General features: G+C 46.8%; 19 protein-coding genes. 16 read left to right on the forward strand and 3 right to left on the reverse strand.

Features of this window, described 5'->3' with window-relative positions; translation table 11 throughout:
• The first annotated feature begins 231 nt into the window (after window positions 1-231).
• Together QUA50_RS10500 and QUA50_RS10505 are read left to right on the forward strand one after the other, a co-directional pair.
• Window positions 232-897 carry a Uma2 family endonuclease gene (locus QUA50_RS10500; protein WP_333265137.1) on the forward strand — a complete coding sequence of 222 codons (666 nt, stop codon included), beginning with the start codon at window positions 232-234 and terminating at the stop codon, window positions 895-897.
• A gap of 5 nt (window positions 898-902) precedes the next feature.
• Entirely contained in the window at window positions 903-1,226 is a 324-nt protein-coding gene (locus QUA50_RS10505; RefSeq protein ID WP_333298536.1) for a hypothetical protein, read from the forward strand.
• 163 nt (window positions 1,227-1,389) lie between these two features.
• Here QUA50_RS10505 and QUA50_RS10510 read toward each other — a convergent pair whose 3' ends face one another.
• Window positions 1,390-2,322, reverse strand: a complete 933-nt coding sequence (locus QUA50_RS10510; protein ID WP_333265135.1) for a LysR family transcriptional regulator — start codon at window positions 2,320-2,322, stop codon at window positions 1,390-1,392.
• Between the two features lie 260 nt (window positions 2,323-2,582).
• Between QUA50_RS10510 and QUA50_RS10515 the strand changes: the two genes are divergently transcribed.
• The 6 genes from QUA50_RS10515 (at window position 2,583) to QUA50_RS10540 (ending at window position 5,983) form a co-directional block, all read left to right on the forward strand.
• A complete protein-coding gene (locus tag QUA50_RS10515; RefSeq protein ID WP_333265134.1) occupies window positions 2,583-2,876 on the forward strand; it encodes a hypothetical protein in 294 nt (97 codons plus the stop codon).
• Window positions 2,877-2,967: 91 nt separating this feature from the next.
• Window positions 2,968-3,234 carry a hypothetical protein gene (locus QUA50_RS10520; protein WP_333265133.1) on the forward strand — a complete coding sequence of 89 codons (267 nt, stop codon included), beginning with the start codon at window positions 2,968-2,970 and terminating at the stop codon, window positions 3,232-3,234.
• A gap of 191 nt (window positions 3,235-3,425) precedes the next feature.
• Window positions 3,426-4,490, forward strand: a complete 1,065-nt coding sequence (locus QUA50_RS10525; RefSeq protein ID WP_333265132.1) for a tetratricopeptide repeat protein — start codon at window positions 3,426-3,428, stop codon at window positions 4,488-4,490.
• 235 nt (window positions 4,491-4,725) lie between these two features.
• A complete protein-coding gene (locus QUA50_RS10530; RefSeq protein WP_333265131.1) occupies window positions 4,726-5,235 on the forward strand; it encodes an N-acetyltransferase in 510 nt (169 codons plus the stop codon).
• A gap of 177 nt (window positions 5,236-5,412) precedes the next feature.
• On the forward strand, window positions 5,413-5,736 hold the full coding sequence (locus QUA50_RS10535) for a DUF4258 domain-containing protein (protein ID WP_333265130.1): 324 nt from the start codon (window positions 5,413-5,415) through the stop codon (window positions 5,734-5,736).
• 4 nt (window positions 5,737-5,740) lie between these two features.
• Window positions 5,741-5,983: a YgiT-type zinc finger protein gene (locus QUA50_RS10540; protein WP_333151036.1), complete on the forward strand. Its 243-nt coding sequence runs from the start codon at window positions 5,741-5,743 to the stop codon at window positions 5,981-5,983.
• Window positions 5,984-6,015: 32 nt separating this feature from the next.
• Here the strand turns inward: QUA50_RS10540 and QUA50_RS10545 are convergent, their stop codons facing one another.
• Window positions 6,016-7,593 carry an adenylate/guanylate cyclase domain-containing protein gene (locus QUA50_RS10545; RefSeq protein ID WP_333265128.1) on the reverse strand — a complete coding sequence of 526 codons (1,578 nt, stop codon included), beginning with the start codon at window positions 7,591-7,593 and terminating at the stop codon, window positions 6,016-6,018.
• 89 nt (window positions 7,594-7,682) lie between these two features.
• Between QUA50_RS10545 and QUA50_RS10550 the strand changes: the two genes are divergently transcribed.
• The 8 genes from QUA50_RS10550 (at window position 7,683) to petJ (ending at window position 12,833) form a co-directional block, all read left to right on the forward strand.
• A complete protein-coding gene (locus tag QUA50_RS10550) occupies window positions 7,683-7,943 on the forward strand; it encodes a hypothetical protein (protein ID WP_333265127.1) in 261 nt (86 codons plus the stop codon).
• 371 nt (window positions 7,944-8,314) lie between these two features.
• Window positions 8,315-9,145, forward strand: coding sequence for a prepilin peptidase (locus tag QUA50_RS10555; protein ID WP_333265154.1), 831 nt, complete (start codon window positions 8,315-8,317; stop codon window positions 9,143-9,145).
• Between the two features lie 61 nt (window positions 9,146-9,206).
• A complete protein-coding gene (locus QUA50_RS10560; protein ID WP_015178343.1) occupies window positions 9,207-9,428 on the forward strand; it encodes a hypothetical protein in 222 nt (73 codons plus the stop codon).
• Between the two features lie 129 nt (window positions 9,429-9,557).
• Window positions 9,558-10,508 carry an acetyl-CoA carboxylase, carboxyltransferase subunit beta gene (gene accD, locus QUA50_RS10565; RefSeq protein WP_333265126.1) on the forward strand — a complete coding sequence of 317 codons (951 nt, stop codon included), beginning with the start codon at window positions 9,558-9,560 and terminating at the stop codon, window positions 10,506-10,508.
• Between the two features lie 380 nt (window positions 10,509-10,888).
• Window positions 10,889-11,080, forward strand: a complete 192-nt coding sequence (locus QUA50_RS10570) for a translation initiation factor IF-2 (protein WP_333265125.1) — start codon at window positions 10,889-10,891, stop codon at window positions 11,078-11,080.
• A 145-nt stretch (window positions 11,081-11,225) separates the two neighbouring features.
• Window positions 11,226-11,714 (forward strand): photosystem II cytochrome c-550, encoded by a 489-nt coding sequence (psbV, locus tag QUA50_RS10575; RefSeq protein ID WP_190663569.1) that lies wholly within the window; start codon window positions 11,226-11,228, stop codon window positions 11,712-11,714.
• 154 nt (window positions 11,715-11,868) lie between these two features.
• Window positions 11,869-12,369: a photosystem II cytochrome PsbV2 gene (gene psbV2, locus QUA50_RS10580; RefSeq protein WP_333265124.1), complete on the forward strand. Its 501-nt coding sequence runs from the start codon at window positions 11,869-11,871 to the stop codon at window positions 12,367-12,369.
• 125 nt (window positions 12,370-12,494) lie between these two features.
• Window positions 12,495-12,833 carry a cytochrome c6 PetJ gene (gene petJ / locus QUA50_RS10585; RefSeq protein ID WP_333265123.1) on the forward strand — a complete coding sequence of 113 codons (339 nt, stop codon included), beginning with the start codon at window positions 12,495-12,497 and terminating at the stop codon, window positions 12,831-12,833.
• A gap of 117 nt (window positions 12,834-12,950) precedes the next feature.
• On the opposite strand, the gene QUA50_RS10590 is transcribed toward petJ, so the two are convergent.
• A partial coding sequence (locus QUA50_RS10590) for a hypothetical protein (protein ID WP_333299492.1) occupies window positions 12,951-13,146 on the reverse strand: 196 nt, incomplete at its 5' end.

A 13,146-nucleotide genomic window follows, 5' to 3' on the forward strand; every position in this document is an offset into this window, starting at 1 on the left:
TTCCACAATCAATAATTTGTGAGTTGTGGAACAGGCATCTTGCCTGTTCAATAATAATAATAATTTGTATGCTGTGGAACAGGCATCTTGCCCGTTCAATAATAATAATTTGTGAGTTGTGGAACAGGCATCTTGCCTGTTCAATGTTCAATAATAATTTGTGTGTTGTGGAACAGGCAAGATGCCTGTTCCTTATGTTATCTTAGAAATATCATATCTGGAAGCAAACATATGATTTCTGTTGCACCGATCGCACCACCGTTACTCATAGGCGAAAAGCGAGTAGTGTTGAGAAATATTACTTGGCAGGGTTATCAACAACTGCTACAGATTTTAGGCGATAACCGAGCGGCTACATTGATATTCGACCGGGGGATTTTAGAAATTACCATGCCTTTAGAAGAACACGAATTTTCGGCACGCTTAATCGAACGACTGATTATTATTTTGGCTGTAGAGCTAGGTTTAAAAATCAAAACAATGGGTTCAACAACCCTCGATCGATCGGACTTAGAGCGCGGTGCAGAACCAGATAATGCCTATTACATCCAAAATCAGCCCCTCGTAGCCGGTCGTACAGTAGATTTAGCCACAGATCCGCCACCCGATTTAGTCGTAGAAATAGATATCACCCATACTGATATTGATAAGCCAGCTCTCTATGCCAGTATGGGAGTACCGGAGTTTTGGCGGTACAATGGTAGAGAATGGCGAATTTATAAGCTAGAGAACTCTGAGTATTTGGAAGTATCTGCCAGCCCCACTTTTCCGATCGTGCCCAAGGAAAAGCTCTACGAATTCTTGGCAGCCGCGCAGCTAGATGAAGTAGAAGCGGAGGTGAATTTCCGCAACTGGGTGAGAGAGATGACAAATATTAATAACACAAGTGGAGGATGAAAGCAATGGAATATAGCGGTACATGGCGGATCGCAGAGATGGCAATGTGGGATAGTGATTACTTGGACATGGAAGTTGAAGCCTATATCGAGATCGATGAAACAGGTTCAGGAGAATTTCAATTCGGTTTAGTATCAGGTGAAATTGACGGCGAAGTCGTAAAAGATGGAAAGGATGGGCGATTTGAGTTTACATGGGACGGTAATGACGAGAACGATCCTGCATTTGGTAGCGGTTGGCTCAAATTAAAGGATAAAAACTCGCTAGACGGTCGAATCAAATTCCACCAAGGCGACAGTTCTAGTCTTGTTGCAAAACGCATGAAATAGGCAATCAGCGATCGTACTATTTTAGACCATTTTTTTAAACCGCAGATGAACGCAGATAAACGCAGATACAATCCCATCCGCGTTCATCTGTGTTCATCTGCCGATATCTGCGGTAACAAAATCCCCATCTAACCAATAACCAATCACAACTGACTGAGGTTTCTCATGAAGGATTAATCGGAAAATCGCCCTCACTATCAACCTCTGCGGCACTTTTAACTAAATCTAAAAACGCAAACACTGCCGGAATCAACAGCGCATCCCTCAAAACAGCCACCCCGATTACCCTTTCAAAATCCGCAGGCAAACTGCAAACTTTCACCGAAGACGGTATCGGTTCCGCCGCCAAACGGGGAAGAATTGCTGTACCCAAACCTTGCATCACCATACTGACAATAGTTGAATCTTCGCTGAGTTCGTAAGCGATATTTAAGGGAAACCCCGAAGTTGTCAAATATTTTCGCAGCGGTACAGAACAAGAATTTTCGACCGGCTGCAAAATCAACGGATAAGCCGCTAATTCTTTCCAGGTAATTTTCGCACTTGACAATTTGGCAGTTGGCGGCAGCAACACAACATATTTATCCCGCAAAATTTCTCTAGTTTCAAATTCATCGGAGATGGGAAGAGAGACAAAGCCGATGTCTGCTTTGCCCGATCGCAAAGCCTCTTCCACAGCTTGCGTATAATAAACTTCGGTAATGCTGACCGCAATTTTGGGAAAGCAACTGCGAAATTTAGCAATCATACCCGGTAGGATATGAGTTGCGACACTCCGAAAAGTAACTATCCGTACTTGGCCTCCCTGCAAGCCTTTTTCTAAATCCGCTTCTTTGACCATCCTTTCTAAGGCGCGGGCTATTTGACGCCCGTGACTCACTACCCTTTCCCCCACTGGCGTCAGTTGAGCACCGTGTCGCCCCCGGTGGAACAATTGCACTCCCAATTCTGTTTCTAAAGAGGCGATGGCGTGGCTGACGGCGGATTGGGACAGTTCCAATTGCAAAGCCGCCTCGCTAAAGTTTTCACAGTCTGCTACAGCTATCAAAGCTTGAATCTGAGAGAGTTTCATCCGCCGCGTATTGATTTCGTTCATAGCGTTTGTGCCAGTAGTACCCAAATTGTCACAAGGGCTTCGATATATCGATTTTATTCATACAACCTATGCAAGCAATGCTTTGATTGTTAATTGCTGCAGAGTTAAGGTTAATTTATCAGGTAACAGAGAGACTTTTACAGGGCTTGCACGACAACAATATTGTGCTGTACTTGCGTTGAATTTATTACACTCGCAAGCTTTTTTTGTAATTTTAGTGGTGCAATTTTTGTAAAAGTCATCACTTTAAGGTGTTGGCTATGTCTACTTACAACAGTCGGATTAATCCCCGAATCATGATGTTTTTTTTGATTTCCGATAGAGCCAAACAATCCCAAAAACGGAAAGGGCTATCTCTCTTTTTAGCTATAAAAAAAATAGGGCAGTTTTTCCTCTACCTCATTTCTGGTGAGGACGAACTGAGAATTTGGCAGACGTGCGATCGCTATGGTAACACTTGGTGGCACGGTTGCGATCGAGCTACAGGTCGCTCTACCTGCGTGGCGACGGATGATGAAATGCGCGCTTGGATCGATCGGCGTTATTGCCAATAGTAGTGTGTGGGTGGCGTGGAAATAAAGTGAAATACAGTCCTCTATTAGCAATTACCCCTTAGCAATTACCAATTACCAAGTAGGAGATGCTATGCTTCAAATATCTTCCGAATGTGCAGCGCCAGATCGCATTATTCTGATGGAAAAGGAGGTATACAGATTGCCTCAAACTCATCGAGAAATTCAAGTTTTGTCAGGAATTGCTTGGATCACGCTTGACCAACAGGACATTATCTTGCAAAGTTCTCAAAAAGCATCGCTTCCACCCAGCAAAAACTTTGCTCTCATATCCGCTCTCAACAATATGCCGCTGATTGTGGCCGTCTGGCAAGACAAAAACCCACTCATGCGATTTTAGATTTTAGATTTTAGATTGTGGATTGAAGAATTGGGAATAACTGATTGTGTATGGGTTTGAAGCACGGGCATACAGTTGCCTTCTTTTTTGAAACTGGTATCGGAAGCTAGCGATTGAGAAAAAATTTGGCAGGAACACCCCAAAAAGCTCTATCTTAATAGTTATCACTTAGCTATTGGAGGACTCGATCGGTGCAGTGCCGCTCTTACCACTTCAGCTATCTCGCAGCTATAAGTATTGTCTTATCGCCCGCACTCAGCTTGCTGGCAATTTCAGACGCCCGCGCTTATGCCCCAATTATAAATGCGAGGCGCACCCAAGCGAGCGATCGCGCTCAAGCAACTGACCCCAAAACGCAAGCAGACCAACTTTTTGAAACAGGAGTAAAACAGCACCGCGAGGGTTTGTTTCGAGAAGCAATCGAGACTTTTGAGCAAGTTTTGGCAATCCGCAAGCAACTAGGCGACCAAGCGGGAATCGGAGAAACCCTCAACAATATGGGGGAAGTTTATGGCGAAATGGGTTCGAGGCCCAAAGCTTTGGAAGTTCTGCAGCAAGCTTTAGTCATTCACCGAGAAATCAGCGGAGGGCGTCGTATCGCGCGCACTCTCAATCTCATCGGTTTCGTCAACCGGATTGGGGACAATTTTTCCGAAGCGATGAAACTGCACCAAGAAGCCTTGGAACTTGCCAAAACTACCGACGACAAAATTGAAATTGGAGAATCCCTCCACAACATCGCGGCCGTGTACGCACAACAGGTCAATTACGCCAAGGCGATCGAATTTTACCAGCAAGCGCGGACGATTCGCACGGCTGCCGGCGATAAACGCGATTTAGGCCGTACCCTCAATAATATGGGCGGCGTCTACTACAACATCGGCGACTTTAATAGAGCGATGGAATTTTACCACCAAGCTTTAGCAATTCGCCGGGAAATCGGAGACCGGGCTGGCGTCGGCCGCCTCCTCAACAACATGGCACTTACCTCCCGCAAACTCGGCAAAGATACTCAAGCGCTGATCTATTTTCAGCAAGCAATACCGATGTTAGAAGCAATCGGCGACAAGACAAGTATCGGACGCTTGCTCAACAATATGGGCGCAATTCATGAAAGTCTAGGTCAAAATGCTCAAGCTCTCGAATCCTACGAGGAAGCTTTAAAAATTGCTCGTGAGGGCGGTGACAAAGCCGGAGAAACTACAGCGATGGAGGGCATTAAGCGATTGTCTTCCAGTCAGCTTGTACCGCAATAAGGAGAGTTAAGCGGTTCGTATCGGGCGTGAAGATTGGAAGCGATCGACCTTGGCGACGATTTGGCATTGATCTGCAAGTCGTTGTATAATTTATTGCCAAGAATAATATACAACTCAAAAAGAGGAAAAAGCCTTCAGGGGCGCTATAATTTGATGAAGATTGCGATCGCAAGATAGAAACAGTTTCTGTAGTAATTAGTCTGCCAGAGCTGCGGCACAACACTTAATTTAAGCTATGGATATCCGTACCGAAAAGCCAGAAGATATAGAAGCTGTTCGCAACATTAATATTGCGGCATTCGGGCGAGAAAATGAGGCTAACTTAGTCGATCGATTGCGGAGAATTGCATCTACATTTTCCTTCGTTGCCGTACAATCCGATCGCATTGTCGGACACATTTTATTCAGTCCGGTTGTTGTCGAAGGAAAATGTTCGAGAAATGTGTCGATTCTGGGGTTGGCACCAGTCGCAGTTCTTCCAGAATACCAGCGGCAAGGTATCGGAACGCTGCTGATCCAGCAGGGTTTAGAAGAGTGCGGGCGATCGGGATTTCAGGCAGTGGTTGTGCTCGGTCATCCAGATTTCTATCCGCGTTTTGGGTTCATTCCTGCTAGTAGAAAGAGCTTGGGATGTGAATACGATGTGCCAGATGAAGCATTTATGCTGTTGGAGTTAGAAAGCGGAGCCTTGCAGGATTGCAGCGGAACGGTGAAGTATCGATCGGAGTTTAGTCTATGCGAGTGACGAAGTAGTCGTAGGGTGCGTCGCCATGAAAAACCTCCAAAGAAATATGGACAATCTTACAGCTTTGCACCTAACAAACTCTCGTTCGTGCAAACAACCCTCCGTTTCACTCCGCCCAACACTCCTTTTGTAGCAAAAATTTTTATAAATGGTATAAAATGGTAGGGTTTGGTATCATTGCCTAGATATAACATTAATCAGCCAGTGCCTCCCAACGATATTAACCGTATCAGAGAAAAATTCCGCCTCCGCCAGTACGATATGTCAGCCCACGCAATGGAAGAAATGGCGGAGGATTTGTTGACCATCTTGGATGTGGAAGAGGCGATTCTCAACGGTCAGATTATCCGGGTTGAAAAAGGCGACCCCAGAGGTACAAAATATGTAGTAGTGGGGACTGCACTGGATAGACAAACACCTGTTGGAGTGGTTGGACGTTTCGCTAGTAACGGACGTTATCTAATCATCACGGTTTATGAAGTCACTGAACTTGAGGCCTAATCCTATGTATCGATACCGATGTGAGTATTGCGAAGGAACTGTTCAACCCCGCACTGTCAAGCGCGAGGCATTCAAACATAAAAATGGATTTGTAATTCTTGAAAATGTGACTATCGGTGTTTGTGATAACTGTGGCAATCGATACTATTCAGCCGATATTCTTCATGCGGTTCATGCTGTCGCAACTGGAGCGAGATTGCCTGAAAGAACCGAACAAATTCCAGTTTGTCATCTAGAATCAGCATAAAGGGCGGCATAACTATTACCCAGCAAAGTTATTTAAACGCTACTTTTTCCCTTCTCCCCTTTTGCACCTTGCAAACCAAAAATCGGAGTTTGAGCAGATTTCCCCTTCAGAGAAACAGCTCCCAAAGCCTCGCAAATGAAGTTTAGCTCGATCGACTCAAACACCCTTTCACCAATCAAAATTTGGTTTTCCCCCGCCTTGCTCATCAACCGAGCCGCCGTATTCACCGTATCGCCGAGGATATTAAACTCCCTGCGCCCTCGCGGTTCCCCAACCTCAGCAGCAAACACCGGCCCCCGGGACAGCCCAATTTGACACCTTACTTTGATTTCTTGACCCGCGATAATTACTGGAGGCAAACCTGCAATGATATCTCGGATTGCAATCGCCGCACTAGCTGCGCGGCAGGCGTCATCGGTGTGAGCGTCAGGCACGCCAAAATAAATCAGCATATCCGAACCGTCTAAGTGCGCCGTTACTTTTTGCAACACGCCCCCTTTAGCTGAGACTACAGCATCGATCGACGCAAAAACTCTTGAATAACTAACTACCAGATTGACTTCTTCCTCCGGCGAAGCTTTCTCTACAGACTCCGGTAAACCTATCAAGTTGACAAACATCACCGTCGGTTCAGGAAAATCCGGCGGTATTTTGCGCCTGTCTGCATTTTCCACCAGCAGTCTCAGGATAGTTTTGGGAATATAACTAGCAAGGGGTTCCAGCCGATTCACAGCTTCCCCGATTTCTTTTACCAAGCCCGCAACGCTGCGATCGAGCAATACCGAACTCGGCATCCGCCGCCGAGTCAAAGTGATATCATACTCTCCGAGTTGATCGTCCGTGAAATCGTCCGCCACCAAAAAATAACCCTGCTTCCCCGGTTCAAAACGAAATTGCACTCCCAAAGACTCTCTAGCAGTTTCAGTCACACACACCCGCCCCACAGTCCCAGAACCCTCAGCTTGCTTGGCTTGCTGGACTGAATGCCCCAGCAGTACGTGAGCCATCCGCAGGGGGGTACCGATGTCAGCACTAATGTAGCGGCCGCAGTGGATGCCCACCCGCATCCTCAAAGACAAAACACCCCGCGCCGTTTCAATATTGGCAAATTCAGCCATCGCCCGCTGCATCCGCAAACCCGCCCGCACCGCCCTCGCTGTATCCTCTTGGTAAACCCCGGACGGAAACTGCACCAGCATCGCATCTCCGGTAAACTCCAGCAAATCCCCGCCCGATTTGCTGATAATTTCAATCATCGAGGCAAAATAGTCGTTAATCACGCCCAGCAGCGTTTCAGCGCCCTTGCGCCCCTGGGTCGCGTTCGCTTCCAAAAGCGAGGTAAACCCTGCCAAATCCGTGAACAGCAAGGTGCCTGTTTGCCACTGGTAGCGCACCTCGCCCGGGTTGGGCCCAGATTCGGACACGGGCCTGGGCACGTAGTCGTGGAGGATGTAGCGCAGAGTTCGCAGGTGATCGAAAACCCCCATTAGCGTTGCGGGGGACGGATCTACCCACGCAGCAGCGTACAGTTGAGCCGAAAGGAGCGATCGCAGCCGCAGTTCGATCGCAGCTAAGGGAGGATTGTAGGTTAATCTATTAATAATTTCCACCTAAGTTTATTCTTAAAAAATAGGGTAAGTTCGATCAATGTAGAGGCAACACCAATAGCTCGACTTTATACCATTATGATAAGTTTCCAGTGACTCCATACCAACCAAACCCAGAACCCACGAGAGAAACTTCCGCACGTCACAGCTTGCTAGCTCCCGATTTGATCCGAGCTGCTCGATCGGCCTATGGTATGTATCTGAAAGTGCATTCCGAGCAGATGCAGCGTCCGGCGGGTGTAGTTGTCACTCAAGGAAGCGATCGAGGCCAGGTAATTTTTGCTTCGCAGCCGATTTTATTGCCCGGTGAACGTTTTGTTACTTTTGACGAAATTGAATCTCAAATGTATTAATTGGTCATGGGGCATGGGGCATGGGGCATGGGGCATTGACAACTAATATTTATGTTTGCTCGAACGAGTGTCAAAAAATAGGTTTGTAGTGAGAACTTTAGTCCTCAGAATTTGACTTTTGACTAAAGTCCCTACTACAAGCCTTATTGGTAATTTACCGAACACAATATAACAACTAATAAATAACCACAGTCAATCGATTGCGCGATTTTAGATTTTAGATTTTAGAATTGAAGATTGACCCCATGAATAAATTCGGGGGTTCCTTTATCGGATACAGGTTTTTTATTTCTGGACGGATGAATCGCGTGGCGGGTATCCTGGATGCTGGATTGTCAACAGTTAACAGTCAACAGTCAACAGTCAACTTAATGGAAATTATCTTTAATTGCCTTGTCACGGCGATCGTCTTTATTGTCGGAGCGGCTATTGGCAGCTTTCTAAATGTGGTAGTCTATCGGTTGCCTGCGGGTTTGTCGGTGATACACCCTCCTTCTCGCTGTCCCAAATGTTTAAATCAACTCAGAAATTACGAAAATATACCCGTGTTCGGTTGGCTGTGGCTGCGGGGACGCTGCAATCACTGCCGCAGTCGGATTTCTGCCCGCTATCCGCTGGTGGAAGCAGCTACGGGTTTGCTGTTTTTGCTAATCTTTTGGCGGTTTGGCGTAACAGTGCAAACTCTCGGTTTTTGGGCTTTGTTTAGCTGGCTGTTGGCTTTGTCTTTGATTGATTGCGATACAATGACTTTGCCTAATTCTTTAACTCGATCGGGTTTGGTGTTCGGATTGGTTTTCCAAGTGGCGAAAGGTTGGTGGCCGACATTTAGTCCGATCGACTCGATACACTATCTGGTACTCGATGGGATCGCCGGAGCAGTTGTCGGGTTGTGGCTGTTTGACGCCATCGGACTCGCCGGGACGATCGGGCTGGGGCAGAATGCTATGGGCGCCGGAGATACCAAATTGGCCGCCTTGATGGGAGCTTGGCTGGGGTGGAAATACTTGCTGCTAGCGGGATTTATTGCTTGTGTCGCCGGGGCTTTTGTTGGTGGCGGGGCGATCGCCCTCGGCTGGCTCGATCGGCGTCAACCCATGCCTTTCGGCCCCTTTTTGGCTCTCGGTACAGCAATTACTGCTCTGTGGGGGGAAGCCATCTTATCTACTTACTGGCAGTTGTTTTTCCCGAATTTTAGTTTCTGATCCGCAGGTAGTCAGGCGCGATCGAACATAATATTGTCTCAAAAATTGGTAAAATTGTTCCGTGTCTTGGATTACACTTACAACAACTAGCTTTCGTTGGGAAGCGGAATTAATGCAGCAGCTCCTAGCTGCTCATGAAATCCCGGCCCGGATTGTAGACTTGGGCATAGCATCTTATTTGGGGGCTGGAAGTGCTACAGCCCTGCAGGTTCTTCCAGAACACCAGCGAACAGCATCGCTCCTCATCAGTCCAGTTGAAGATGAGCCACAATCTGGTGATTAGTTATTAGTCATTAGTCATTAGTCATTAGTCACTGAACAACTAGCAATTGACAACTAGCAACTCACAATTACTAATTACCAATTCCCAATTCCCAATTACCAATTACCAATTACCAATTACCAAGTTTTAATGTCTCTATTTGATTGGTTTGCAAATCGACGAAAATCAGTACCGAACTCCCAAGAACGACCGGAACGAGAAATTGCGGACGGACTTTGGAATAAATGCGAAGCTTGCGGTGCCCTCAGTTATACCAAAGACCTGCGAGCAAATCAAATGGTTTGCTTGGAATGCGGGCATCATATCAGAGTTTACAGTGACGATCGCATCGAGCAGTTGATCGATCCCAATACCTGGGTACCCCTTAACGAAGGGCTGCACGCCACCGATCCCCTGAAATTTCGCGATCGAAAAAAATATAGCGATCGACTCCGAGAATTTCAAGAAAAAACAGGCCACCTAGACGCCGTAGAAACAGGCACCGGCAAACTAGAAAATTTGCCCGTCGCCCTCGGAGTCATGGAATTTCAGTTCATCGGCGGCAGCATGGGATCGGTTGTCGGAGAAAAGCTGACTCGCCTCATCGAACACGCCACGCGGGAACGCTTGTCCGTAATCATTGTCTGCGCTTCCGGTGGTGCAAGAATGCAAGAAGGAATGCTCAGCTTGATGCAAATGGCTAAAATTTCCGGGGCTCTAGAACGCCACCGGGAAGCGAGACTGCTTTACATCCCGATTTTGACCCACCCGACCACCGGCGGCGTCACCGCCAGTTTTGCCATGCTGGGAGACATTATAATTGCAGAGCCAAAAGCTACTGTGGCCTTTACGGGCGGTCGGGTAATCGAGCAAACTCTGCGGGAAAAGCTGCCGGAAAATTATCAAACTTCCGAATACTCCTTCGCCCACGGTTTTGTAGACTTGATTGTACCCCGGACTCAATTAAAGAAAACTCTCGGTCAGCTCATCAGCCTCCACCAGCCACAGCCTTTCTTGGCAGACTCGGAATTCCCCGCCCTCAATGGCAGCGACAATCACGCTTTGCCCCCGCAGACTCACGCTTTCAAAATTTCTCCCTAAGCTGCTGCGCCGGAGGATTGTCTGTTGGTGAGTGGGGGTACAGAGGGAAATTTCTGAGGAATTGCTCAAAACCCGGCTTCTACCAAAAATATTTGAGTTGGGTAACGAGACGTTCACGCAGAAAGCGGGTTTTGAACCCCGCCCGCGCAAGTCCTATTGGTAATAACGACCCACCAGTGGGATGATATTGATCGGAAGTTGATTGGCCCTGAAGTTAGGCTGGGCAAAAATGCCTAGTCGCAGTTAGCGGTTAGTTAGCTTGCGATCGAACAAAATCTCAGAACAAACTAACAGAACAAGCTAACAGCGCCTTCTAAAATTGTCCGGCTTTCAGTTAATAGCCGTCAACTCAATTTTGACCTGTCAGCGACCTAAAAATTATGGGTTTTGCAGACCTGTCCATCGCAGAAATAGCAGAGGACTTCAACGTCCCTGTTGAAGAGGTGATCCGCTTGTGCGATGAGTTGGAAATTGCCTACAAGCACCCTCAAACCCGTTTGGCTTTGGAGGATGTTAAGGCAATTATGTCCACTCTCGAAAAAAGGCGCGACTCAAAACTTGTTGCAGATTAGATCGCAAAATTCCTCTACCTTTAAAGGTATGGCTGCACAAACTTTCGCCAGTTGTTGCAGAATCAGGGAATTTTGAACACAAATCTGTTTGCCCGGTACGATCTCTTAGCGTTCAATAATTTGCCGGATTTTTTTAAGGAGAACCATGCTTAAAAGATATTTCATTGCTCTGACCGCTGTATTCTTGACATTTCAGTTATTTGTCAGCAGTGCGATGGCTATCGAACTGAGTCCTGAACTTCGCACTCTGCCTTTGAATGACAAGGGTACTCCAGTGGTGCTGAGCCTCAAACAAGTTGAGCAAGGCAAACGCCTGTTCAATTCGGCTTGCGCTCAATGTCACGCTGCGGGCATGACCAAAACTGACCCGAACGTGAATTTGAGCCCGGAAACTCTGGCTTTGGCCAACCCGCCCCGGAATAATATTGAGTCGCTGGTGGACTTTATGAAAAATCCCACCACTTATGACGGGTTTGAGGAAATTTCGGAACTGCATCCGAGCATGAAAAGTGCGGATATTTTCGCTGAGATGAGAAATCTCTCGGATGACGATTTGTACGCGATTGCCGGTCACATTCTGTTGCAGCCAAAAATTGTCTCCAAGCAGTGGGCTGGTGGCAAAGGCGCTCGCTAATCGATTTTAGATTTTAGATTTTGGATTTTGGATTTTGGATTGGGAGAGGGCTGAAGTTCGGCAAGGATTCCTGGCTCGTCGTTTTTCGCTCTAAAATCTGAAATCTAAAATTTACCTCCGGCTCATTGATTATCGCAAAAGGTTGTAGTCCCTCATGCTGCGTCGTGGTGCTTTTGTCTGCTTTCTGTTGGGGATGTTAATTATTTTGCCACTCGTGCTGTTGGCTCCTCAACCTGTTTTGGCTGCTGCCGATTCTTACGTGAATAGGTATTTACAAGCCAGCGAACCTGTGGCTCTGGAGTTGGACTCCCAGGGAAATACTCGCTTGTTTTCGGCGTTTGATTTGTCTGCGGGCAAGGTATTGTTCGAGCAAAATTGCCTGAATTGTCACGTCGGAGGAGCTAATTTGCCCGATCCGACGATATCTCTGTCTTTGGCTGACCTCAAGGGGGCAACGCCTCCCCGCAACAACATCAATAGTCTGGTGGCGTATCTGAGAGAACCGATGACTTATGACGGTACTGAGGAGACTTTTTGGTGTCGCCAAGTGCCGGAAAGCTGGATGCCACAGGCTGAGATTGAAAATTTAGCGGCTTTTGTGATCCGGGCTGCTCAGAAAGCTCCGGGCTGGGGCGTGGAGAATTTTGAGAGTTGAACTGCCACTGCCAAAAAGTGGTAAATTACTCGAAAGAAGGCGATACGACTGCGCGATCGCGCCTGTTTTAACAGGTAAAATATCTAAAGAATCACCCTTTGCGTGTCCATTAGAGGAGAACTGCGTTGAAAAGACTCTTATCTATCGCCCTGTTAGCGATCGCAATTTTTACCGTCGGCTTTGGCCGCCCTGCTTTGGCAGGAGATGCCGCTAACGGAGCTAAAATCTTTAGCGCCAACTGTGCGGCTTGTCACATCGGTGGTGGCAACGTGGTTATGGCTATGAAAACCTTGAAAAAGGAAGCTCTTGAGAAGTACGGCATGAATTCTCTGGAAGCTATTACCACTCAGGTAACTAAGGGCAAAAATGCTATGCCTGCTTTCGGCGCCAAGTTGAAGCCCGAACAAATCGACGATGTAGCAACCTACGTCCTCTCGCAATCTGAGAAAGACTGGAAAGGCTAAACAGCTTCTTTGAAGTCGGACAAGCTGGGCGGGCTTGATTTAATTTAAAACTTGTCCTCCCGATCGCACCCTCTCTCACCCTTTGGCGAATAAATATCGGTTTGCAGCGATCTTAACCTATTTGGGAAAGCGCGCCAGAAATCCGATTTTTACGATCTCAAGGGCGAGGGAGGGACATTTTATTTTAGATTTTAGATTTTTGATTTTTGATTTTTGATTTTTGATTGGAGATTTTTGATTTTTGATTTTTGATTTTTGATTTTTGATTTTTGATTTTTGATTTTTGATTTTTGATTTTTGATTTTTGATTTTT

The organism is Microcoleus sp. M2_D5, from assembly GCF_036701935.1.
GTDB lineage: Bacteria > Cyanobacteriota > Cyanobacteriia > Cyanobacteriales > Microcoleaceae > Microcoleus.